Source organism: Rhizobium sp. 01L419 (assembly GCF_056400025.1).
The window spans coordinates 74602-98965 of record NZ_JBFTSM010000003.1; the positions used below are offsets into that span (position 1 = coordinate 74602).

Sequence of the window (24364 nt, forward strand, 5' to 3'; positions counted from 1 at the left end):
TGATGGATGAGCCCGCCGGAATGGACGGGCCCCAATTCGGATCAAACCGTCGGACGCTTGGCGAGAAGATCGCGGATTTCGGTCAGAAGCTGGACGTCGGCCGTCGGTGCGGGCAGCTCTGCCGGTGCTTCCTTTTCCTTGCGTTCGACCTGCTCGCGCAGCTTGTTCACGCCCTTGACCATCAGGAAGATGATCCAAGCGAGTATCAGGAAATTGATGAGGACTGTAATGAAACTACCGTAGGCGAAAACGGCACCCTGCGCGCGGGCTGCGGTAAGGGCTGGCGCATTGACATCCTTCGACAGTGGAATGAAGTAGTTGGAGAAGTCGAAACCGCCGAAAACCGCCCCGACGATCGGCATGATGATATCGTCGACCAGCGACTTGACGATGCCGCCGAAGGCGCCGCCGATGATAACACCGACTGCGAGATCCATGACATTGCCGCGGGCGATGAAAGCTTTGAACTCATTGAGCATCCGATCTGTCTCCCCTTGATGCATTTTCAAAGACATGCCGTTGTTTTCATTAGCTACACCTTCATCTCAATTAATCAATCGGCAATTGGAAATATTCGGACACTGCCCCCATCCACGTAGAACTTAAGACCAAGGCCGCGGGAATTTTCAAACCTGCTGAATTGCCCTAATCTCGGACTGTTCCGGGAGGACGGCGGATTGTCCGTCGGCGGAGGGTCAATGCTTCCAGGCTGGGTCATATTTGCGTTTGCCTTGGGTTATCTTCTGCTGCTTTTCGCGGTAGCAAGCTACGGCGACCGACGGAGCCGGAAGTTCGGCGTGCCGGAAGGCGGCCGGCCCGTGGTCTATGCACTCAGCCTGGCGATCTACTGCACCTCCTGGACCTATTTCGGCGGCGTCGGTCTTGCAGCCCATAACGGGCTGGAATTCGCCGGCATCTATATCGGGCCGATCCTCGTCTTCACACTCGGCATGCCGCTGCTCAAGCGAATCATCGAACTTGCAAAGGCCGAGAAGCTGACCTCCGTCGCCGATTTCATTGCCGCACGCTACGGCAAGAATTCCACTGTTGCGACCATCGTGGCGCTGATCTGCCTGATCGGCACCATTCCCTATATCGCACTGCAGCTGAAATCCATTTCGGCGACGGTCACGGCCATGGTCAATCCGTCCGACTATGGCATCGGCAGCGGCAACCTCTATTTCCTCGACCTGCCGCTGATCGTCACCCTGGTGCTGACCTGTTTCGCCATCATGTTCGGTACCCGCCATACGGATGCAACCGAACATCAGGACGGGCTGATCCTCGCGGTATCGATGGAATCAGTGGTGAAGCTCGTCGCCTTCCTGACGGCTGGCGTCTGCGTCATCTGGTTCCTGTTCGACGGGCCAAGCGACCTGTGGCAGAAGGGTTCGGAGAACGCCCTGGTCACCGCCGCTCTCGACTATCAGACCCCGCTCAGCCGCTGGATCACGCTGACGCTGCTCTCTGCCTTCGCCATCATCATGCTGCCGCGCCAGTTCCATGTGACCGTCGTCGAAAACCGCACGGCCAAGCAGCTTCGGCTCGCCGGCTTTCTCTTCCCGCTCTATCTGATCGTCATCAATCTCTTCGTGCTGCCGGTTGCGATCGGCGGGCTGCTCGTCTTCGGCGGCAACGGCAATGCCGATCTTTATGTTCTTACCCTGCCACTTGCAGGGCAAATGCCGGTTGTCTCGCTGATCACTTTCATCGGCGGCTTTTCGGCGGCGACCGCCATGGTGATCGTCGATTCCGTGGCGCTTTCCATCATGGTGTCGAACGACATCGTCATGCCGTTCTTCCTGCGCCGGAAGCTCGCGGGTCTTGCGAGCCAGCGTGACGACTTCGCAAAGAGCCTGCTCAATATCCGCCGCAGCGCGATCTTCGCCGTGCTGCTGCTGGGTTATGCCTATTACCGCTCGACGGACAGCACGGCAGGGCTTGCTTCGATCGGCCTGCTCTCCTTTGCTGCCATCGCGCAGATTGCACCCGCCCTCTTCGGCGGCATGATCTGGCGGCGGGCGAATGCGCGCGGCGCCATCCTCGGCCTATCGTCCGGCATTATCATCTGGGTCTACCTGCTGTTTCTGCCTTCGCTCGGCGGCCCGGATTATTCCTATGTGGCAAGCAGTTTCCTCGGCTTCATCTTTCCCGGCACGACGCTCTTCACGGGGCCGGATGCCGATGCGCTTGTGAATGCGACAGCGATGAGCCTGCTCGTCAACACTGCCGCCTTCATCGTCGGATCGCTGACGCGCAACGCCAAACCGCTGGAACGCATCCAGGCCGGCATCTTCGTGAAGCGGCATTCGCGCTCGCAATTTGCGACCCGCGGCTGGAAGACCCGCATCAGCGTCGGCGATCTCAAGACGGCCATCGCCCGCTACCTCGGCGAGGAGCGCATGCAGCGTTCGCTTGCGACCTACGAGCAGACGTCCGGGCGCAAGCTGGAGGACGACCAGCCGGCCGACATGGCGCTCATCCATTTCACCGAGCAGCTTCTCGGCAGCGCCATCGGATCCTCCTCGGCGCGGCTGGTGCTGTCTCTGATCCTGCAGAAGATCGAGGATGCGTCCTCGGATACGGCCTGGCTGCTCGATCAGGCGAGCGAAGCGCTGCAATATAATCAGGACATGCTGCAGACCGCGCTTTCGCAGATGGACCAGGGCATCGCGGTCTTCGACAGTTCCAACCGCCTGACGATCTGGAACCGGCGTTTCCGGCAATTGCTGGACCTGCCGGAAAATGCCGGCCAGGTCGGTTTTCCACTGTCGGAGATCGTCAATATCCTCAGTCAGCGTGGCGATATCGCGCCCGGCGACCAGTCACAGGCCGTGCGGCACTTCCTGACACTCGACAAGCCCTTCTCGCTGGTGCTCGGCGGCGGCGAGCACATCATCGAAGTGCGCTCCAACGCCATGCCGGACAAGGGTATCGTCGCGACCTTTACCGACATCACCCAGCGTGTGACCGCCGACCGGGCGTTGAAGCAGGCAAACGAGACGCTGGAACAACGTGTCGTGGAGCGAACCGCGGAGCTTACCCGCGTCAACCGGGAACTTGGCGAGGCGCGGGCTGCGGCGGACGAAGCCAATATCGGCAAGACCCGCTTCTTTGCCGCTGCCGGCCACGACATTCTGCAGCCACTCAATGCCGCCCGGCTTTATTCCTCCGCACTTGTCGAGCGTATGGCGCAATCGGAAAACAGCCCGATCGTGCGCAATATCGATTCCGCGCTGGAATCGGTCGAGAGCATTCTCGGCGCCGTGCTCGATATTTCACGGCTCGATACCGGCGCCATGCGGCCGCGGCTGGCATCCGTGCCACTCGCCGATCTGCTCAAGCGGATCGAAACCGACTTTGCGCCGGTCGCCCGGGAGAAGAAACTGAAGCTCAAGGTTATGCCGACCTCGCTGCGGGTGCGCTCCGACCCGAACCTGCTGCGGCGACTGGTGCAGAATCTTGTCTCCAACGCGATCAAATATACGGTTAGTGGCAAGGTGCTGGTCGGGGTAAGGCGACGTGGCAATCAAGTGATGATCCAGGTGATGGATTCCGGCATCGGCATTCCGCCTTCGAAATTCCGGACTGTGTTCAAGGAATTCGCGCGGCTGGATGAAGGCGCCAAGACCGCGTCGGGCCTCGGGCTCGGCCTCTCCATCGTCGACCGTATCGCCCGTGTGCTCAATCATAAGGTCGAGCTTCACTCGACGCATGGCAAAGGCACGGAATTCCGCATCCTCATGCCGCTCGATGTTTCGAAGAGCGCGGAAGCCGCAGCAGCCGTGCTTCCCGTCGACCGCACGACCGAACCGCTGAAGGGATTGCGCATCCTCTGTATCGACAACGAACCGAAGATCCTCGAAGGCATGCGGCTTCTGATCGACGGATGGGGTTGCGATACGCAAGTGGTGGATTCGCTTTCGGCTGTCCAGGCGCTTTCGATGCGGCGGCCACCCGATCTTGTCATCGCCGACTATCATCTTGCCGACGGGACCGGCGTGGCGGCGATCCTGCACCTGCGGCAGCATTTCGACATCGATATTCCGGCCCTGCTCGTTACCGCCGACCGGACACCGGAAGTGCGGGCCGAGGCGGAAAAGCATGGCATTGCCGTTCAGCACAAGCCGGTCCGCCCGGCCGCATTGCGCGCCTATATCACGCAGATTTCCGGCTTGAAGCGCGCTGCCGCCGAGTGAAGTTCAGGCCGCCTTGCGGCGGTCGAAGACGTGGCCGACAAGCTCCCGCACGTGAGCGGCAGTCGGGACATCGCCGAACAGGATGCGGTACATAATGGGGGCGACCACGCGATCCATCACCGCATCGACATCGGGGAAGGCCTCGCCCCTCTCCTCTGCCCGCCCGGCGATCGTCTCGATCTGCTGGCGCGTGAAGTTGCAGCATTTATTGGCATTATCGCAGGTTTGGGCTGCGAGCACGTCACGGACATATTCACGACCGGGGCCGGAGGACATTTCCTCCGCATATTGCTCGGCCCAGGCTTCCAGATCGTCGGCAGCATTGCCAGTATCGACCGGCTCCATGTCCGGACGCAGACGCTCGACGGCAACGTCGGCCAGCAATTCCTGCAGATCGCCCCAGCGGCGGTAGATGGTGGAGGGCGTGACACCGGCGTGCGTCGCAATCAGCGGAACGGTGATCTCCGCGCGGCTCATCTCTTCCAGCAGTTGGCGGACTGCCGCATGCACCGAGGCCTGGACGCGGGCGCTTCTGCCGCCCGGACGGATATTCTCTTTCACTGCCATCACGAACCCAACTTTCTCCGCCCTGAACCGTGCGGCGATCTTTCGGATTCGCCTACCACGCTTCAGGTCCTTTTTACGTATGTCGTTGTCCCAAAACCACTGCACAGTTTTGCGCGACATGCTTCAGCGCCAACAGTTCAGAAACTTTCATCGATCCATTAACGCAACTTATTTGCCTTTAGGCGCCGCCTCATCTAGATAAAGCTAACGCAATGATTTAGCTTTAAGGGACTTATAGATGGTCGCCGCTCCCGAATCCATCAAGAATTCGTCACCGATGGGCTTCCATGCTCTGACGCTTGCCTTCTTCTTCGGCGCATCGGCAGCGCCGACGCCGCTCTATCGGATCTATCAGGAAGCCTTTGCCGTCTCTCCCGTCCTCATCACCGTCATCTTCGCAGTATACGCCTTCGCGCTGCTTGGAGCATTGCTGATTGCCGGCTCAATCTCGGATCATCTCGGGCGGCGACCGGTGATCTTCGGCGCACTGCTCCTCGAAATCCTTGCCATGGCGCTGTTTTCCATCGCCAGCGGGCCGGAATGGCTGATCGCGGCACGCATCGTCCAGGGTATCGCCACTGGTATAGCCGGTGCTTCGCTCGGCGCCGCCCTGGTCGATATCAACAGGACCAAAGGGCAGATCGTCAACTCGATCGCGCCGCTCTCCGGCATGGCTATCGGAGCAATCGGTACCAGCGCGCTGATCCAGTATGGGCCGGAGCCGCTGCATCTCGTCTATGCCCTGCTGCTTGCCGCCTTTGTGGTGCAGGCCATTGCGCTGTGGTTGACGCGGGAGACGGGCGGCACGCGGCCTGGCTTCCTCGGATCGTTGAAGCCCAGCATTTCCATTCCGCAACGGGTCAAGCGGCCGCTGTCGATGATCACGCCAATCAATATTGCCAACTGGACGCTCGGCGGCTTTTACCTGTCGCTCGTGCCTTCGCTGGTCGCCTCCACCACAGGCAGCCGTGCACCGCTGACGGGCGGGGCGGTCGTTGCTGCGCTGATGCTGTCAGGCGCAATTGCCGTCTTCCTGCGCCGCAGCCGCAGCCCGAAGGCCAATCTCGCCTTCGGCGTGAGCGCACAGACGCTCGGCATTCTGACAGTCGTGGCGGGTGTGCATCTCGCCAACGTGCCGCTGCTGCTGATCGGGACGGTTTTCACTGGCGCCGGTTTCGGCACCAACTTCCTCGGCTCCATCGGGACGATCATGCCGCTTGCCAAGCCTGAAGAACGGGCCGGACTGCTGTCTGCCTTCTACATCCAGAGCTATCTCGCCTTCAGCCTGCCGGCGATCCTTGCCGGCTTCCTCGTCAAATCGATCGGCTATGGCGCAACGACGGATATCTACGCCACGGCCATCGTTCTTGTCAGCATTGCCGGGCTGATGGTGGTGCGGAACACCAGAGAAACGGCGACGGCATGACGCCGTCGCGCAATGTCATCACCGCCAGCCGAGCGCAGGGGCGATATATTTCAGGATCGATTCGATGACGTGGGCATTGTATTCCACGCCGAGCTGGTTGGGCACGGTGAGCAGCAGCGTATCGGCCTCGGCAATCGCCTCGTCCTTCTTCAGTTCCTCGATGAGGGCATCGGGCTCGGCGGCGTAGGAACGGCCGAAGATTGCCCTGGTGTTTTCATCTATGAAGCCGATCTTGTCCTGCCCCTCATTACCGTAGCCGAAATAGCTGCGGTCGCGATCGTTCACCAGCGCGAAGATGCTGCGGCTGACGGAAACGCGCGGTTCGCGCTGATGACCGGCCTCTTTCCAGGCCTCGCGGTAGGCGCGGATCTGGTTGGCCTGCTGGATATGGAAGGCCTCGCCTGTCTCATCGTCCTTCAGCGTCGAGCTCTGGAGATTCATGCCGAGCTTGGCGGCCCAGACAGCCGTGGCGTTGGAGCCGGCACCCCACCAGATGCGGTCGCGCAGCCCTTCGGAATGCGGCTCGAGGCGCAACAGGCCGGGCGGATTGGGGAACATCGGGCGCGGATTGGGCTCGGCAAAACCTTCGCCGCGCAGCACTTCGAGGAAAACCTCGGCATGGCGGCGGCCCATATCGGCATCGCTCTGGCCTTCCGGCGGGTTGTAGCCGAAATAGCGCCAGCCTTCGATGACCTGTTCCGGCGAGCCACGGCTGATACCGAGCTGCAGACGTCCCCGGGAAATCAGGTCGGCCGCACCGGCATCTTCCGCCATATAGAGAGGGTTCTCGTAGCGCATGTCGATAACCGCTGTCCCGATCTCGATACGGCTCGTCCTGGCGCCGACAGCCGCGAGCAGCGGGTATGGCGAGGCAAGCTGACGGGCGAAGTGGTGAACGCGGAAATAGGCGCCGTCGGCGCCCAGCTCTTCTGCCGCGACAGCAAGGTCAATCGACTGCAACAACGTATCGCCGGCCGAGCGGGTTTGGGATTGCGGCGAGGGCGTCCAGTGCCCGAACGAGAGAAAACCGATCTTTTTCATGATTCCATCGCTTAAACTGAAATGTGCCGTGGGACGTTTCTTTGCATGATTCCGGATACGCATATAGGCGCTATGCGAGAGATTTGTGAGCCGCAATGCCCGATGAAATATGAATGCGACAGGGGCGCCTGCTCGAAAGAGCGGCCTATCCGGAAGCGTTTAGAAGGCAGAGAGGGAAAATTACGCCTTTCTGCCATATTAAGATAATTCTTTATTAGTTATGTGAAATTACCGTTTATCAATTGCGAAGGGAAACTCATGAATATCGACATTTATGAAAAGAAAGCCGAACTGTTGCTGGTCATGGCGAATGCCCATCGGTTGAGGATGCTGCAAACGCTCACCGAGCGTGAGGTTGCGGTCAACGACCTCGCCGACATTATCGGGATCAGTCAATCGGCTCTCTCCCAGCACCTTGCGAAACTCCGCACCAAGGACCTCGTCAAGACACGGCGTGATGCCCAGACGATTTACTATTCGGTCAAATCCGACAAGGTCCATGTGATCCTGCAGATGCTCAGCCAGATGTTTGACGAAGGTCAGATGAAAGATTTTCGCCTCGCCGTTTAGCGACTCTGGGCAGAACGTTCAGCGTGCATCGCATCCGCCTCCACCCTGCCTGCCGTGTGAACCGGTCACGGAAATGGTGACTTCGAGTGCTCCGCCTGCCGACCTGAAAGAAGACTAATCGGGTATGACGATTGTATCGGGCTTTGCGGACTTCTCGTCCTTGCCACAGCCGGCACCGTCTTTGCCTATCCTGCGGCTGTCACCTGCTCTTCCTGCTATGCCTCCACGAGCTTCGACAACTGTTCGGCAACCGTGCCCCAGCCGTCATGGAAGCCCAATTCCTCATGCGTGTTGCGGGTGTCCTTGTCCTTATGCATGACGAGGGCGTTGTAAGCGGTGCCTTCGGGATGGTCGGCGAAGGTGATGATGGCGGTCATGAAGGGTGTCGGCGCGGGGCGCCAGCCGCCGAGGAGCGCATTGGTGAAGACGATGCGGCGACCATCCTGAACATCCAGATAGCAGGCACTGAGATGCGGCTGGAAGGGACCGCCATCCTCGCTCATCTCGGTGACGAGGGCACCGCCGGGTTTGGCTTCCATGGTGGCGACGCGGCAGAGCGCCGGCGCGGGGATCCACCATTTTTCGAATTTTGCAGGCGTGGTCCAGGCACTCCAGACAGCCGCCGGCGGGGCCTTGATGATGCGCGAAATAGTGAGGTCGAGATCGGGGTTCGCATTTGCGTGCATTGGGATGTTCATCGGGATTTCTCCTCCTTCGATTGCGTGGCGGTGACGAAAGCTTCCAACCTGTCCGTGCGGGCTTCCCAGATGGCGCGCTGGGCCGAGAGCCAGCCATCGACCAGGGCAAAACGCTTCTTCTCCAGCGTGCAGGTTCGAACGCGGCCCTGCTTCCTCGTTTCGACAAGACCGGTCTCTTCCAACAGGCGGATGTGCTTCATGAAGGACGGCAGAGCCATGTCAAAGGGCTTTGCGAGGTCGCTGATACTGGCCGGTCCGGTGCCCAGCCGGCCGATGACGGCGCGGCGCGTGGGATCGGCTAGCGCCAGGAAGATGCTGTCGAGTTGATGTGAATAGTAATCCATAAGGCTAAGTATCACGACATGATAGTTAGCGCAATGGCTAAGTGTTTTCGATTGCTTGTCCGCGCCTGCAGCAGGAATGCTCGCTCAAGCATAACCACAGATCGAAGGGATGTGAGGGCGGCAGCAGCTCTTAAGAGCCGCGCCGCCTCGCCATTTATGCAGCCTTGTCAGTGGCCGGATAGGGATCGAAGCGGCCGTAGAAGGTCTCGCCCTTGGCGGCCATGTCCTTCAGCAACGGCGTCGGCTTGAAATGGTCGCCATAGGTAGATGCCAGCTTCTCGGCGAGATCAACAAAGGTCTTTACGCCCATGCCGTCGATATGGCTTAGCGCACCGCCCGTGTAGGGCGCAAAGCCGAAGCCCAGGATCGAGCCGACGTCGGCTTCACGTGGATCGGTGACGATACCCTCTTCCATGGTACGGGCTGCCTCGAGCGCGATCGTCACCAGGAAGCGCTGCTTCAGGGTGTTGACGTCGATTTCGTCGGCCGGCTTCTGTGGATAGAGCGTTTTCAGCTCGGGCCAGAGGAACTTCTTGGCGGGCTTTGCCGGGTATTCGTAGAAACCCTTGCCGTTCTTGCGGCCGCGGCGGTCGAGTTCATCGACCAGCTTGTTGATGAGGGCGAGATGGCGTTCGTCGACGGCATCAGGGCCGAGATCAGCGACCGTCGCCTTGAGGATTTTCTGAGACAGGTCAATCGCCACCTCGTCGTTCAGCGAGAGAGGGCCAACCGGCATGCCCGCCATCTTGGCGGCGTTCTCGATCATCGCCGGTGGCACGCCTTCGATCAGCATGTCATAGGCTTCGTGAATGTAGCGGAAGACGCAGCGGTTGACGAAGAAGCCCCTGACATCGTTGACAACGATCGGCGTCTTCTTGATCGCCGCGACATAGTCCAACGCCACGGCGAGCGCCCGGTCGCCGGTGTTTTTGCCAAGGATGACCTCGGTCAGCATCATCTTCTCTACCGGCGAGAAGAAGTGCACGCCGATGAACTGCTCGGGACGCTTCGAATTTTCCGAGAGACCCGTAATCGGCAGAGTGGAGGTGTTGGAGGCGAAGACGGTCGTTTCCGGAATGACGGCTTCCACCTGCTCGATGACCGCCTTCTTGACGGCGCGATCCTCGAAGACCGCCTCGATAACGAGGTCGGCATCCTTCAGATCGGCGTAGTCGGCTGATGGTGTGAGGCGGGAAAGAAGCGCGGCACCCTCCTCTTGCGTAAGACGACCCTTACCGATGGAATCCTTGACGAGGCTCTCGCCAACGCCTTTACCCTTGGTGGCGGCCTCCATATCGCGGTCGATAAGCACAACCTCGAAGCCGGCGGCGGCCGTGACATAGGCGATCGAAGCGCCCATGAAGCCCGCGCCGACGACGCCGACCTTCTTCAGCTCCGTCTTCGGAATGCCAGCCGGGCGGCGGGCGCCCTTGCCAAGCTCCTGCATGGAGATGAAGAGCGAGCGGATCATCGAGAAGGCCTCGGTGGTCTGCAGCACCTGCGTGAAATAGCGCTGCTCGATCTTCAGCGCCGTATCGAAGGGAACTTGCAGGCCTTCATAGACGCATTTCAGGATGGCGAGCGCGCCCGGATAATTGCCTGAGGTTTCGCGGCGGAGGATCGCGGGTGCTGCCGGCCAGAGCTGGGCTGCGGCTGGCGTCCAGATGCCGCCGCCCGGAACCTTGAAACCCTTTTCGTCCCAAGGGGCGACGGGCTTGAGCCCATCCTTGATCATCTGCTTTGCGGCGGGGATCAGCTGATCCGGATCGACGACTTGATGGACGAGGTTCATGGCCTTGGCGCGTGAAGCGTTCAGCGACTGGCCAGTCGTCATCATCTGCAAGGCGGACTGCGCATCGGTGAGACGCGAGATACGCTGCGTGCCGCCGGCACCCGGGAAAATGCCGACCTTGACTTCCGGCAGGGCGATCTTGACGCTTTTCGCGTTGGAGGCGACGCGGCCATGGCAGGCGAGCGACATTTCCAGCGCGCCGCCCATGCAGGTGCCGTTAATGGCGGAGACCCAGGGCTTGCCGCAGGTTTCCAGCTTGCGGAAGAGGCCGGTCATGCGGCCGACGAGATCGAATAGTTTCTGTGCCGCACTGTCAGGGTTCGCAGCCTTCTCCTGCTGATAGAAGCTGAACATGGCCTTGATCATCGATAGATCAGCGCCGCCGGAGAAGGAGGACTTGCCCGAGGTGATGACGACGCCCTTGACGGCGCTGTCGGCGACGGTCGCATCGATGATAGCGTCGAGCTCGCTCATCACCTCTTCGGTGAAGACGTTCATCGACTTTCCGGGCATGTCCCAGGTGACCAATGCAATACCATCCGCATCGGTCTCGACGGTGAAGTTGGTGTAGCTCATCGTCTCTCTCCCTTAGACGCGTTCGATGACGGTGGCCGTGCCCATGCCGGCGCCGATGCAGAGGGTGACCAATGCGGTATTGAGATCGCGGCGCTCCAGCTCGTCCAGCACGGTGCCGAGGATCATGGCGCCGGTTGCACCGAGCGGATGGCCCATGGCGATGGCGCCACCATTGACGTTGATCTGGTCGTGCGGGATGTCGAAGGCCTGCATGTAGCGCAGCACGACGGCGGCGAAAGCTTCGTTGAGTTCGAATAGGTCGATATCGGCAAGCGTCATGCCCGATCGCTTCAAGAGCTTTTCGGTCACGTCGACCGGACCGGTCAACATCAGGGCCGGGTCGGAGCCGATATTGGCGAAAGCCTTGATGCGGGCGCGAGGCTTCATGCCCATGCTCTGCCCGCCAGCTTTCGAGCCGAGGAGGACAGCCGCGGCACCGTCGACGATGCCGGAGGAATTGCCGGCGTGGTGGACGTAGTTGACGCGCTCGACTTCCGGATGGGCCTGGATGGCAACGGCTTCGAAGCCACCCATTTCGCCGGGCATCTGGAAGGAGGGATTGAGGGAGGCGAGCGCCTGCATATCGGTGCCGGGGCGCATGTGCTCGTCATGGGCAAGGATGGTCAGTCCGTTCTGGTCCTTGACCGGGATCACGGAATTCTTGAACCAGCCCTTTTCCCAGGCGTTCGCCGCACGTTTCTGGCTTTCGACAGCATAGGCGTCGACGTCGTCGCGGGAAAATCCATATTTGGTGGCGATGAGATCGGCCGAGACGCCCTGCGGCATGAAATAGGCCGGGAAGTTCACCGAAGGGTCCATGAACCAGGCGCCGCCGGACATGCCGAGGCCGACGCGGGACATGCTTTCCACGCCACCAGCGATGACGATGTCATCGGCACCCTGCGCGATCTTGCCGGCGCCGAAATTCACGGCATCGAGGCCGGAGGCGCAGAAGCGGGAGATCTGCATGCCGGGCGCCCTGATCGAGTAACCAGCCTCGAACGCCGCAGCCTTGGGGATGACGGCGCCGGCATCCATGACCGGATCGACGCAGCCCATGATGATGTCATCGACCGTTTCCGTAGCCAGCCCGTTGCGGTCGCGGATTGCCTCCAGCGTCTTTGCCGCGAGGCGTACGGAGGGCACTTCATGCAGCGCGCCGTCCTTCTTGCCGCGGCCGCGGGGTGTTCGGACGTGATCGTAAATGAAAACCTCGGTCATTGTCTCATCTCCCTGGCGGCGCGAACGCGCCGGTGAATTTCGGTCGTCCGGCGGGCTGGAACCGGAGAAAGCTGCGCCTGCGGCCCCTCATCCGGCCCTTTGGGCCACCTTCTCCCCACCGGGGAGAAGGGGAAGCAATCAGAACGCGTCGGCGGCCAGTTCCATCATCGTGTCGGCGCCGGTTTCGATGCGGGCCTTGCGCAATGCGGTTTCCGGCATTACGCGCTCCATGAAGAATTTCGCCGTGATCAGCTTGTTCTTCAGATAGTCCTCCCTGGCGTCGCCGGCGGCAAGACGTTCGTTGGCGGCTTTGGCCATGCGCGCCCACATATAGCCGAGAACGACAAGGCCGAAGAGGTGCATGTAATCGGTCGAGCCGGCGCCGGCATTGTCGGGCTTGGCCATGGCATTCTGCATGAACCACATGGTCGCGCCCTGCACATCGTTCAAGCCCTTCTTCAGGTGCTTTGTGAAGAAACCGAGTTGCTCGTCACTACGATTTTCCTCGCAGAAATCGCCGATCTCCTTGAAGAGCGCCATCGCGGCGCGGCCGCCGTTCAGCGCCAGCTTGCGGCCGACGAGATCGAGCGCCTGGATGCCGTTCGCTCCTTCATAGATCATGGCGATGCGGGCATCGCGCACATACTGGCTCATGCCCTGTTCTTCGATATAGCCGTGGCCGCCGAAGACCTGCTGGGCCATGACGGCGTGATCGAAGCCCTTGTCAGTCATCACGCCCTTGAGGATCGGCGTGACAAGGCCGAGAATGTCATCGGCCGTCTCACGCTCCTTCTCATCGCTGGCGCGGTGGGCAATATCGGATTTCAACGCAGTCCAGAGCAGGAAGGCGCGGCCGGCCTCGTTAAAGGCGCGGATGGTCATCAGCGCGCGGCGGATATCCGGATGGACGATGATCGGATCGGCCTTCTTGTCCGGCGCCTTCACGCCTGACAGCGAGCGGCCCTGGATGCGATCGCGGGCATAGCTGGCGGCGTTCTGATAGGCGATCTCGGAAATGGCAATGCCCTGCAGGCCGACCATCAGACGGGCCTCGTTCATCATCACGAACATGGCGTTGAGGCCGCGGTTCTCCGCACCGATCAGGAAGCCCGTCGCCTCGTCGTAATTCATGACGCAGGTGGCGTTGGCGTGGATACCCATCTTGTGTTCGATCGCGCCGCAGGAAACGCCGTTGCGGGCACCGAGACTGCCGTCTTCATTGACGAGGAGTTTCGGAACGATGAAGAGCGAGATGCCCTTGGTGCCCTCAGGCGCGCCTTCGATGCGGGCCAGCACCAAGTGGACGATGTTGTCGGCCAAGTCATGTTCGCCGGCGGAGATGAAGATCTTCTGGCCCGATATCCTGTAGCTGCCATCAGTCTGCGGCACGGCCTTGGTGCGCAGCATGCCGAGATCGGTGCCGCAATGCGGCTCGGTGAGGTTCATGGTACCGGACCAGCTGCCGTCCACCATCTTCGGCAGGTAGGTGCTTTTCTGCTCGTCAGTGCCATGGACGAGGATGGCGGCGATGGCGCCTTGCGTCAGGCCCGGATACATCATCAGCGACATGTTGGCGGCCGAGGTATACTCGCCGACGGCAGCATGCAGCGTATAGGGCAGGCCCTGACCGCCGAATTCCTCCGGTACGGCAAGGCCGATCCAGCCACCTTCGCGATAGGCCTGGTAGGCTTGCTTGAAGCCTTTCGGCGTCGACACCGTGGCGTCTTCGTGACGTGCGCAACCTTCCTGGTCACCGGAATAGTTCAGCGGAAAAAGAACTTCCTCGGCCACCTTCGCCGCCTCGCCCAGAATGGCCTCCACCATATCAGGCGTGGCATCGGCAAAACCCGGGAGATTGTTGTAGCGCTCGAGACCCAGCACATCGTTGAGCACGAAGAGCGTGTCGTTCACCGGGGCCTTGTAGATTGGCATCGTTCGAATTCCTCCAATTCGGCAACCGGATCGCTCCGGCCTTGGGACTCTCTTACAAAATATTGACGTTTCCGTAAACGTCAAATTCTGCGTGTGCGCGATTTTGTGAAGTGGGCGAAGGCAGGCGCTTCAAACAGAATCCTCTCGCCCCCGTTTTCTTCTCCGGCTAAGCGCGCTACATTTATCCAAACCGGCAGAAGCAGCTTGGGAGGAGCTATTTCATGAGAAGAACGTGGCCTGCGGAGTTCAATTCCATTTTCGATGCGGCGGAGGAAGTGACCATCGAGCCCGTGACGGTCGAACCGGTCAACGGCGAAAGACTGGTTGCGCATGAGGAGCCGCCGGCTCCGCGCAAGGCGCTGAGAGTGCGCATCCCCATGGAAACTTATGAACGCATCTGGCCGCTTGCCGAAATGCGTTTCCGGCCGGCAGAAGGGCCTTATGCCGGCAAGGCAGTGACGCTGATCGTCACCAATCCGCACTATCACCCCTGGCATCCTGCCGATGGCGGCTGCGAAGAGAAGGTGAGCGACAGCGGACGGCAGTACAAGACCGATTATCTGGTCGTGCACTTCCTGCTGGATGAGGTTCGCGAAACCGTAGAGGCCTGAGCGTCCATCGCATGGCTTGAAGATAAGGCAGCTCCCGGAATAGGCTTGCGCCAGTAAGGTCCATTCGGGAGCGAAGCCTTGAGCGATTTCGATATCATCCGCCAGCGTGCCGAGCAGCGAAAAGGCGGCGCCGATGCGCTGAAGGCGCTTCTGCCGGCGATGCCGGATCGGGATGCGTTACGCGCTTTGCCTGATGACCGCATTCTTTCGCAGATGACGCGTCGCATCTTCTACAGCGGCTTCGTGCACAAGGTCATCGACAATAAATGGCCGGGCTTCGAAGAGGCTTTCGACGGCTTCGATCCCGCTGCCCTCAACATCGCTCCCGACGAATACTGGCATGATCTGACGAGCGACAACCGTATCGTCAAGAACGGCGCGAAGATCATGTCGGTGCGCGCCAATGCAGCCTTCGTGCGCGAACTGGCGAAAGAGACAGAAAGCGCCGGCGCCTTCTTTGCGGACTGGCCACGCGAGGACCATATCGGCCTGCTTGACATGCTCAGCAAGCGCGGCAACCGGCTGGGCGGAGCCACCGGGCAATATTTCCTGCGCGGCATCGGCCGCGACGGGTTCATCATGACATCAGATGTGCTCGCCTGCCTGCGGGACGCGGGCATTCCGCTTTCGGCATCCGGAACCGGCAAGAAGGACCAGCAACTGATCCAGCAGACATTCAACCGCTGGGCCAAGGAAACGGGGCTGCCGCTCGCCTATCTCTCGCGCATCTGCGGGCTTTCGATCGACGCTCCAGAAAAGTGAAATATTTCCGGCCGGCTGTTTTTTGGAGGCGCGCGACTGCCTACCTCTCCGGAAGGTTCATCCGAAGGAGAAGATCATGGCCGAATTTCCCTATCGTAGCGCGCTGATCGTCGGCGCCGGTTCCGGCATCAGCGGTTCGCTCGCCCGCAAGCTTTCAGAGCGCGGCGTGAAGGTCAGTCTTGCCGCTCGCAATATCGGCAAGCTCGGGCCGCTGCTCGACGAAACAGGCGCCAAGGCTTTTGCCACGGACGCTTCGCAGCCAGCTGCCATTTCGGCACTATTCGAGCGCGTGGATGCGGAAATCGGCGCACCTGACGTCGTGGTCTATAATGCCAGCGGCAGGGTACGCGGGCCGATCGCCGAACTCGATCCCGAAGAGGTGGAAAAGGCGATCGCCACCAGCGCCTTCGGCGGCTTCCTCGTCACCCAGCAGGCGGCGAAACGCATGATCCCGCAGAAGCGCGGCGCGATCCTGCTGACAGGGGCAACGGCCAGCATCAAGGGATTTGCGCAATCGGCGCCCTTTGCCATGGGAAAATTCGCGCTGCGCGGACTGGCGCAAAGTGCTGCCCGCGAACTCGGGCCTCTTGGTATCCATGTGGCGCATTTCATTATCGACGGCGGCGTGCGATCCGAGGCCCGACCCGATCGGGAAGACAGGCCTGACGGTATGCTTTCGCCCGATGCGATCGCGCAGTCCTATATCGACGTTCTGCTGCAGCACCGCAGCGCCTGGTCGCAAGAGGTGGAACTGCGGCCCTGGACGGAGAGCTTCTGATCCGGCGGCGTCGCGCGGCATAACTGCTTTCCTGAAGGTGCGGAAACCGATAAGATTGGGACGGCTTCGACAGCTTGGGAGGGGATGATGCTGCGCCTGGACCATGTGACAATCGAAACGCGCGATGCGCCTGTCATGATTGGCTTCTTCGAAAGCATTCTCGGTGTGAAGGAAGGCTACCGGCCGCCCTTCCCTACACGCGGCCACTGGCTCTATCTGGATGACAAGCCGGTCATCCATCTGAGCCTTACTTCACGCGCAGCTGATTTTCCGCCCGGCATATTCAACCATGTGGCTTTCAGTCTTTTCGAATTCGAACCGGCGCTCGCCCGCATCAAGGCGAGCGGCTATCGCTACGAATATCTCGATATTCCCGATACCGACCTCGGACAGGTCTTCATCTACGGACCTGAAGGGGTGAAGATCGAGCTGCAGTATAAGCGGCCGATCTGAAGATTTCCGGGCTCCGAATTGGCCCGAAACCGGCAAAAGTTAAAAAATTCTCATCCGGGTTAACGAGTTCTTTACCACGTTTCGTAAAAGGTGCGCGGTGAGCATTGGCGATCTGCATTCCTTTTCTTTGTCTCGCGTTTCAGGAGTGCCGCTAACAATCTGTCCAGCTTGAGGAAAGTCTAATTAACTATTTCCTCATGGATGGTGCTCTCCGGCGCGTGCCCTGGTGCGCTTCGGGAAAGGCAATGATCGGGCCCTGACCGGGCAATCGAAGCGAGCAAGAACATGAACGGATCGCGATCACATTCTTCCCGGCATTCCGACAGGACCTCGCTCGATGCGTTGAACCGCACTATCGAGGGTTTGGAAGCGCGGATCGAGGGACTGATGGGCAGCGGGCGCGAACAGCGGCCGCGCAGCCCGACGCCCGAACGCGATCTTTATCCCAATTCCCCCGCACCGCGCCCGGCCGATCCGCTTGCGGAAATCCGCCAGCGCCAGCGTGCGCTCGACGCTACCAGAGAGAACCGCGAGCGGGCCTATACGCGCGAAGCGGCGCCAGCCTATCTCCGGGAACCGGCCCCTGCCCCGCAGCGTGCTTCGGCGCCGCAGCCGGCAACCCCTGTTTACCGCGCATCCGACGACACGATGACGGAAATCGCCCAAGCGCTCGTCAACCTGCGGCAAGACCTGAAGCGCGATATTTCCGAAGGCGTGACACGCGAAATGAATTCGCTGCGCAGCGAGCTGCGCGAGATCAAGACCAGTGCTCAGGGCCAGTATTTCGCCGACGACATCCGCGCCGACATGGGCCGCCTGTCGCAGAGCATTGCGCAGCTCACCACCCGCTCGACCGGGCCGGAAGCCACCGGCCTGCGCACCGAATTCGAAGAGCTGCGCTCGCTGATGGACGGGCTGGCGCGCGAGGATTCGCTGCGCCACATAGAGCAGCGCTGGGACAATGTGGAAGGCCGCTTGGCCGATCTCGATACGGCCGGGCTCCAGGAAGAGCTGGTTTCGCTCGCCTACCGGCTCGATGATATCAAGCGGCATCTCGGCGACATGGGCGAAAGCCCGGCCGTGCGCGCACTCGAAGACAAGCTCATCACGATTGCGTCGGCCGTCGAGCAGTTCGGCAACATGATCCAGCCGCACGACCGGATCATGTCCGAGCAATTCGCGGCCATGGATACGCGGCTCGACGAGATCAGCCGCGCGATTGCCGCCGGCGGGCGCGTGGCGGCCGGTACCGACCCGGCGCTGATGCAGCGGCTGGAAAGCCGCCTCTCCGCACTCGGCGAACAGATCGAGCTGATGGGCCGGGCCGCCATGAGCCGCCCCAACCCCGCCGACGAGATGGCGGGCCGCCTGGAGGCGCTGACGGCGCGGGTGGAAGACCTTGCCAATACCGAAGCGACCTCTCGGCTCGACGAGCGGCTGGAGCAGCTTTCCTACCTGCTCGAACGCACGCACAAGACTGCGCCGCAACAGGACCTGACCGGCGCGCTCTCCGATATCTCCCGCAAGATCGATGCGCTGGAAAACGGCTCGGTCAATGACGCGCTTGCAAAGCGGCTCGACTATCTCGCACGCCGTATCGACGAGATGGAAATCCGCCCTGCCCCGGCGGTGGAAATCGACGACAGCGCCTTCCGCCGTCTCGAAGGGCGGCTCAGCGACATCGCCGCACGGCTGGAGGAAAGCACGGCGGCCGCGCCGACCGATGCGCGCGCCTTGAAGAACCTCGAAGATCAGATCGCCAATCTCTCCGAGCTGCTGAGCACGCCGCGAGAAAACGCCGAGGCATCGGTCGATCTGGACCGCCGCATGGGCGCGATCGAAGACTATATCGCGACCAACGACGAATATATCATCGAGGCCGCACGGCAGGCGGCGGAAGCTGTGGTCGATGCCTATTCCCGTAACGGCGGGGTACAGGGAACCGCACCCGCGGCCGCCGATATGTCGGCGCTTGTCGCGCTGGCCGAAGACCTGCGGCATCTGGAAGATTTGAGCCGCAACGGTGAAGAGCGTACCCACAAGACTTTCCAGGCCCTGCACGAGACGCTGGTGCACATCGCCGACCGACTGGACAGCATGGAAGACAGGGTACGCCCTGCCAGGATGCAGGCTGACGATGTAGATTTCGACGTCGATCCTTATGCGTTGGTCGATGCAGGCAGGGAGCCAGCCAAGGCTGCGGTGATGCAGGCGCCCAAGGCCTCGCCGGTGCTGCGTACGGCTGATATTGCTGAAGAGGCGCCAAGCCGCACGCCGGAACCGGCATTGGCCGACAGCACGAGTGCGATCGCCATCGAAGCCACCAGCCAGTCGGAAAAGTTGGCCGTGCCCGCCAAGGGCAGTCTGCTTGCAAGCCTCGGCCGCAAGCTGATACCTGTCCGCAAGACGGAAATAAAAACCACAGAGCGCACCGTCATCGATCCTGCGCCGTCCATCGATCCCATCGATGTGGTGCCGGCCGAAGCGGCAAACGAGCTGCTGGAACCGGGCTCCGGTGCACCCGACGTGAAGAGGATCCTGGAGCGCGTACGCGCCAGCCAGAACGCCCAGCGCGGCAAGCCTGCCACGGAGAACGACCGGGCAGACTATATTGCCGCCGCGCGCCGCGCCGCGCAGGCCGCCGCCATGGAAATCGACAGCGGCGCAAAGCCGGCGACGCGTGCCGAACGCCGCGCCGCAAAGCCGGAGAAAGCCGGCAAGGGTGGCGCCTTCGCGCGCTTCCGCCGGCCGATCCTGCTGGCAGTCGGCGCCGTGCTGCTTGCCATCATGGCCTTCCCGCTCGCCCGCACGCTGACGACGGGCGAAAAGGCCCCGCCGCCGGCTGAAGTCTCGGCACTGACCGGCGCTACCGAAACGCCGCAGGCCAATATTGTGGCACCAGTACCGGTTGCCCCGGAAGCCACGGCACCGGAAACGGCTGCCCAATCGCAGGCTATGGTACTGGAGACAACGCCCCCCGAGGCGGCCGCTCCCGCAGAGCCGCAGGCGACAACGCCCGATCATCTGACCGATGCCACGCCGCTTGATGGCGAGGGAGCCGAGGGCTTCGGCCAGGCACCGGCGCAGGAGTCTGCAGCTTTCGTTCCGAACGCGCCCACTGTCCCGGCGATGGCACCGGCAGCTCCTGCTGCTGCATCCATCATCGTTCCCGACGCGGTTCAGCCGCAGCCGCTTGCCGATGCGGCGCGCAACGGCGATGCGCTGGCGCTCTTCGAGATCGGCGCGCGTTATACCGAAGGCCGTAACGGGCTCGCCGCCGACCAGAAGCAGGCAGCGAGCTGGTACCAGCTTTCGGCCGACAAGGGCTTTGCACCGGCGCAATACCGTCTCGGCAGCATGTACGAGAAGGGCAACAGCGTCGACCGCGACGTGCAGAAGGCCAAGGGCCTCTATGAGCAGGCCGCGGCCCAAGGCAATGCCAGCGCCATGCACAATCTCGCCGTGCTCTATGCTTCCGGTGCGCTCGGCCAGCAGGACTATTCGACGGCAGCATCCTGGTTCCAGAAGGCCGCCGATCTCGGCATCACTGACAGCCAGTTCAATCTGGCCATCCTGTGTGCCCGCGGCAACGGCGTTCCGGCGGATCTGGAAGAATCTTACAAATGGTTCGCGATCGCCGCCAAGGCCGGCGACAAGGACGCCGCCCAGAAGCGCGATGAAGTGGCCAATGCCATGAAGCCGGACCAGCTTGAACGCGCCCGCGCCAAGGCCGACCTCTGGAAGCCGCAGCCGCTCGACAACAAGGCGAACGGCATCGAGATCCCCGATGCATGGGCAAGCGGCGCTGCGCCGAAGACGGCAACCATCGACATGAAAAAGGCGATCCGCAACATCCAGGCGATCCTCAACAACAACGGCTTCGACGCAGGAGCACCCGACGGCGAGATGGGCGCCAAGACGGTGACCGCCATCAAGAACTTCCAGAAGTCGATCGGCCAGGAACCGACCGGCAAGATCAACGACGATACGGTGAAGGCGCTTCTGGAGCGTAACAAACCGGGCGCCAAGGCCATATAAGCACTAAACCATTACGCTTTCCGGCTTTTAAAGCCGGCTGTCACAAAACCTGAAAAAAGCCGGATTATGCGGGACATATCGGGGCCCGCATCCGGCTGATCGCGTTTTTTCCTTCGAAAGCCTCTGGCAACGATTTCACAGTAGGATGCGCCATTCGAACGGAAACGTGAGACAGGCCGCCGCGGCGGGCGCGGCGATAATCGAGGTCGGCTGTGACAATCTATCTGCCAATCGCAGAATTGTCGGTGAACATCTTCATCATTCTCGGCATGGGGGCAGCCGTCGGCTTCCTGTCCGGCATGTTCGGCGTCGGCGGCGGCTTCCTGATCACCCCTCTTCTGATCTTTTACAACATCCCGCCGGTCGTCGCCGTCGCAACCGGCGCCAACCAGGTGGTCGCCTCCTCGATCTCGGGCGCAATCACGCATTTCAGGCGTGGCACGCTGGATATGAAGCTCGGCTCGGTGCTTCTCGTCGGCGGCCTATCCGGCGCGACACTCGGTATCTGGATCTTTTCGCTGCTGCGCGCCATCGGTCAGCTCGACCTCTTCATCTCGCTTCTTTACGTCGTCTTCCTTGGTACCGTCGGCGGGCTGATGCTGTGGGAGAGCGTCAATGCCATGCGCCGCGCCGCCCGCAACGAGGCGCCGGCTCCGCGCCGTCCCGGCCACCAGCACTGGGTACACAAGCTGCCGCTCAAGGTTCGGTTCAAGAAATCGAAGATTTATCTGTCCGTCATCCCGATCGTGGCGCTGGGATTTTCGATCGGCATCCTCACCTCGGTCATGGGTGTTGGCGGCGGCTTCATCATGGTGCCGGCGATGATCTACCTGTTGCGCATCCCGACCAATGTGGTCGTCGGAACTTCGCTCTTCCAGATCATCTTCGTGACCGCCTATACGACGATCGTGCAGGCAGCGACCAACTATTCGGTCGATATCGTACTCGCCTTCTTCCTGATGCTCGCAGGCGTCATCGGCGCGCAATATGGCGTGCGCGTCGGCCAGCGGCTGCGCGGCGAACAGTTGCGCGCGCTACTCGGTCTCCTGGTTCTCGCGGTCGGCCTGCGCCTTGCCGTCGCGCTGGTCGTGACGCCCGAAGATATCTATTCGGTGGTCATGGGAGCAGGAAACTGATGCTTTGGCGCGTTCTTGCCCTGCTGTTCGCACTTTTGCCGCCATCACTGGCGGCGGCGCAGATGCTGCCCGGGCAGGGAACGCAGTCCGAGCGGGAGGGGCTGGAAATCGGCACCTCCACCAGCGAAATCGCCATCACCTCCGATTTTCGCGGCGCGGACCTGACGATTTTCGGTGCGGTGACGAATACCGACGACCTGCTGCTCGCCATCGGCCAGTATGACGTTATCGTGGTTCTGGAAGGTCCGCGTGAAGACGCCACGGTGCGCAGGAAAGAGCGGGTCTTCGGTATCTGGATCAATGCTTCGTCCATGACCTTCGCCGATGTGCCGCATTCCTATTCGATGTCGAGCTCGCGTTCCATCGACGACATAACGACGCCACTCGACCTGACCGGCGAGGGTATCGGTATCGACCATATTCCGCTGCGGCCGATCGATTTTGCCGGCAACTTCAACAGTCTCAACGAATTCCGCACCGCCTTTCGTCGCTTGCAGCAGGGGGGCGGACTGTACGAGCGCGATCCGAGCGGCGTGCGCTTCGTCTCCTCCAATCTCTTCAAGGCAAGCCTGCGGCTGCCGGCGAATATTCCAAACGGCGTGCACACAGTGCGTGCCTACCTGTTCAAGAGCGGGAAGTTCGTGACGCAGAAATCGCAGCCGCTGCGCGTCATCAAGACGGGTATCGAGCAGACCATCACCGATGCTGCCCATGAGCAGCCCATCCTCTACGGCTGCCTTTCGGTGCTGCTGGCAGTGCTGACGGGATGGGGCGCCAGCCTGATCTTCCGCAAGGACTGATCGGGCGCATTCCGCCCTCTCGCGACCACTTTCAGCCAGACTTCAATCAAATATCCGGGCGCGTGATCGACCGAACGACGGGAGCTTTTCCCGATGCCTTGTGCTGCCAAAGCTGCACACCCCTGCATCTCCCGCCCGAGACCGCTTGCAATTCACTATCGGTCAGGCTAAAACCAGTTGTCTTAAGCAACTGGTTTTTAAACTAGCACAGTCGATGGAGGATGAAATGAGAAAGCTTATCGTCTGGAACCTGATGACGCTGGATGGCTATTTCGAAGGATCGAAGCCCTGGGATATCGACTTCCACAATCTGGCATGGGGACCGGAGCTTGAAAAATATGCCGAGCAGTTCGGCGAGGAAGGCGATCTGCTGGTCTTCGGCCGCAAGACCTATGAGGGCATGGCCGCCTACTGGCCGAGCGCGGAGAGCGAAGACAAAATCAAGGCTTACATGAACGACATCGCCAAGATCGCCGTTTCGCGGACCATGGAGAAGGCGGACTGGAACAATACGCGCGTCGTCAGCGATCCCGTGCCTGAACTGAAGCGGCTGAAGGATATGGGCGGCAAAACGATCTTCATCTTCGGCAGCGCCGAGCTTGCCGATACCCTGTTGAAGGCGGGGCTGGTGGATGAAATCCGGATCTGCCTCGTTCCCGTCATCCTCGGCGGCGGCAACCCGCACTTCAAGCCCGCTGAAGCCCAGCAGCCGTTGAAACTGCTCGACTCCTCGGTGACGAAAAGCGGCGCGGTGATCCTGCGCTACGAACCGGTCAGGGCAGCCTGATCATTTGCCCGCGCTGGCTGCAGCCACCAGGGCAGCAGCCGCCTCCCCTGCAGTTTCCATATAGGTGGGGTCGCGATGCAGGAGCACCGCGGCAAAAGAACCGTCGAGCAGCAAAACGATCTGGCGAGCGAGTTTTGACGGCTCGGACGAATGTTGCTCCTCGAAGAGAGAAGCCAGCCATTCCTCGACATTTTTCTTATGTGCGGCACCGACCTTGATGGCGGGATGGCCAGGCATGTTCGCAAGCTCGGCCGATGTTCTCAGATAACCGCAGCCCTTCCATTTCGGATGCCGGGCCGAGCGGGCCAGGTTTTCGAAAATCCCCTTTATCTTCGCAGGCAGATCCCCCTTCGTCTCCGCGAACCACCGTCGATAGACAGCGAGGTTGGGCTGGTCGCGGGTCTCGAGATAGGCAGCGATCAGTTCATCCTTGCTGTCGAAATGATAGTAGAGGGTACGCTTCGTGACAGCCGCCTTCTCGGCCACGGCATCGACGCTGACTGCCCTTATCCCCTCACTGTAGAAGAGCTTTGCGGCAGCGGCGACAATGCGTTCGCGCGTATCGGATCCTGATCTCGCCATTCACCCAATGTATACCGACTAGTGAGTGTCATCAATGCACGTATCTGCCTA

At 61.1% G+C, this 24364-nt stretch carries 20 protein-coding genes; 11 read left to right on the plus strand and 9 right to left on the minus strand.

The annotated features are described in order from the left end of the window. Positions 1-41 precede the first annotated feature (41 nt). Positions 42-479 carry a large conductance mechanosensitive channel protein MscL gene (gene mscL, locus AC1DUP_RS07325; RefSeq protein ID WP_113306969.1) on the minus strand — a complete coding sequence of 146 codons (438 nt, stop codon included), beginning with the start codon at positions 477-479 and terminating at the stop codon, positions 42-44. 219 nt (positions 480-698) lie between these two features. Here mscL and AC1DUP_RS07330 point away from each other — a divergent pair, with 219 nt between their 5' ends. Then, positions 699-4199, plus strand: coding sequence for a PAS domain-containing hybrid sensor histidine kinase/response regulator (locus AC1DUP_RS07330; RefSeq protein ID WP_113306970.1), 3501 nt, complete (start codon positions 699-701; stop codon positions 4197-4199). 3 nt (positions 4200-4202) lie between these two features. Here AC1DUP_RS07330 and AC1DUP_RS07335 read toward each other — a convergent pair whose 3' ends face one another. Beyond that, positions 4203-4766, minus strand: coding sequence for a TetR/AcrR family transcriptional regulator (locus AC1DUP_RS07335; RefSeq protein ID WP_113298499.1), 564 nt, complete (start codon positions 4764-4766; stop codon positions 4203-4205). A gap of 238 nt (positions 4767-5004) precedes the next feature. Between AC1DUP_RS07335 and AC1DUP_RS07340 the strand changes: the two genes are divergently transcribed. Then, on the plus strand, positions 5005-6192 hold the full coding sequence (locus AC1DUP_RS07340; RefSeq protein ID WP_113306971.1) for an MFS transporter: 1188 nt from the start codon (positions 5005-5007) through the stop codon (positions 6190-6192). Between the two features lie 18 nt (positions 6193-6210). On the opposite strand, the gene AC1DUP_RS07345 is transcribed toward AC1DUP_RS07340, so the two are convergent. Beyond that, positions 6211-7233: an LLM class flavin-dependent oxidoreductase gene (locus AC1DUP_RS07345; RefSeq protein ID WP_113298615.1), complete on the minus strand. Its 1023-nt coding sequence runs from the start codon at positions 7231-7233 to the stop codon at positions 6211-6213. Positions 7234-7491: 258 nt separating this feature from the next. Here AC1DUP_RS07345 and AC1DUP_RS07350 point away from each other — a divergent pair, with 258 nt between their 5' ends. Continuing rightward, positions 7492-7803 carry a metalloregulator ArsR/SmtB family transcription factor gene (locus AC1DUP_RS07350; protein ID WP_113306972.1) on the plus strand — a complete coding sequence of 104 codons (312 nt, stop codon included), beginning with the start codon at positions 7492-7494 and terminating at the stop codon, positions 7801-7803. 215 nt (positions 7804-8018) lie between these two features. Here AC1DUP_RS07350 and AC1DUP_RS07355 read toward each other — a convergent pair whose 3' ends face one another. The 5 genes from AC1DUP_RS07355 to AC1DUP_RS07375 form a co-directional block, all read right to left on the minus strand. After that, complete coding sequence (locus tag AC1DUP_RS07355; RefSeq protein WP_113307077.1) at positions 8019-8489, minus strand: SRPBCC family protein; 471 nt, start codon at positions 8487-8489, stop codon at positions 8019-8021. Between the two features lie 8 nt (positions 8490-8497). Then, positions 8498-8845, minus strand: a complete 348-nt coding sequence (locus tag AC1DUP_RS07360; RefSeq protein ID WP_113298496.1) for a metalloregulator ArsR/SmtB family transcription factor — start codon at positions 8843-8845, stop codon at positions 8498-8500. Between the two features lie 154 nt (positions 8846-8999). After that, a complete protein-coding gene (locus tag AC1DUP_RS07365; RefSeq protein ID WP_113306974.1) occupies positions 9000-11213 on the minus strand; it encodes a 3-hydroxyacyl-CoA dehydrogenase NAD-binding domain-containing protein in 2214 nt (737 codons plus the stop codon). Between the two features lie 12 nt (positions 11214-11225). Continuing rightward, positions 11226-12434: an acetyl-CoA C-acetyltransferase gene (locus AC1DUP_RS07370; protein WP_113306975.1), complete on the minus strand. Its 1209-nt coding sequence runs from the start codon at positions 12432-12434 to the stop codon at positions 11226-11228. Positions 12435-12572: 138 nt separating this feature from the next. After that, a complete protein-coding gene (locus AC1DUP_RS07375; protein ID WP_113306976.1) occupies positions 12573-14366 on the minus strand; it encodes an acyl-CoA dehydrogenase C-terminal domain-containing protein in 1794 nt (597 codons plus the stop codon). Between the two features lie 221 nt (positions 14367-14587). Between AC1DUP_RS07375 and AC1DUP_RS07380 the strand changes: the two genes are divergently transcribed. The 8 genes from AC1DUP_RS07380 (at position 14588) to AC1DUP_RS07415 (ending at position 23731) form a co-directional block, all read left to right on the plus strand. Then, positions 14588-14977: a hypothetical protein gene (locus AC1DUP_RS07380; RefSeq protein WP_113298492.1), complete on the plus strand. Its 390-nt coding sequence runs from the start codon at positions 14588-14590 to the stop codon at positions 14975-14977. A 78-nt stretch (positions 14978-15055) separates the two neighbouring features. Beyond that, positions 15056-15739 carry a DNA-3-methyladenine glycosylase I gene (locus AC1DUP_RS07385; RefSeq protein WP_115035726.1) on the plus strand — a complete coding sequence of 228 codons (684 nt, stop codon included), beginning with the start codon at positions 15056-15058 and terminating at the stop codon, positions 15737-15739. Between the two features lie 76 nt (positions 15740-15815). Beyond that, a complete protein-coding gene (locus AC1DUP_RS07390) occupies positions 15816-16517 on the plus strand; it encodes an SDR family NAD(P)-dependent oxidoreductase (protein WP_113306978.1) in 702 nt (233 codons plus the stop codon). Between the two features lie 87 nt (positions 16518-16604). Continuing rightward, on the plus strand, positions 16605-16970 hold the full coding sequence (locus AC1DUP_RS07395; RefSeq protein WP_113298489.1) for a VOC family protein: 366 nt from the start codon (positions 16605-16607) through the stop codon (positions 16968-16970). Between the two features lie 285 nt (positions 16971-17255). Further along, positions 17256-21008, plus strand: a complete 3753-nt coding sequence (locus AC1DUP_RS07400; RefSeq protein ID WP_477832310.1) for a peptidoglycan-binding protein — start codon at positions 17256-17258, stop codon at positions 21006-21008. 212 nt (positions 21009-21220) lie between these two features. Then, the gene (locus tag AC1DUP_RS07405; RefSeq protein ID WP_113298487.1) at positions 21221-22144 is read left to right on the plus strand and encodes a sulfite exporter TauE/SafE family protein; all 924 of its coding nucleotides are present in this window, start codon (positions 21221-21223) and stop codon (positions 22142-22144) included. Further along, positions 22144-22944, plus strand: coding sequence for a TIGR02186 family protein (locus AC1DUP_RS07410; protein ID WP_113298486.1), 801 nt, complete (start codon positions 22144-22146; stop codon positions 22942-22944). Before AC1DUP_RS07405 ends, AC1DUP_RS07410 begins: the two co-directional genes overlap by 1 nt. 226 nt (positions 22945-23170) lie before the next feature. Continuing rightward, positions 23171-23731: a dihydrofolate reductase family protein gene (locus tag AC1DUP_RS07415; protein WP_477832311.1), complete on the plus strand. Its 561-nt coding sequence runs from the start codon at positions 23171-23173 to the stop codon at positions 23729-23731. On the opposite strand, the gene AC1DUP_RS07420 is transcribed toward AC1DUP_RS07415, so the two are convergent. Continuing rightward, positions 23732-24313, minus strand: a complete 582-nt coding sequence (locus AC1DUP_RS07420; RefSeq protein WP_477832312.1) for a TetR/AcrR family transcriptional regulator — start codon at positions 24311-24313, stop codon at positions 23732-23734. Positions 24314-24364: the final 51 nt, after the last annotated feature.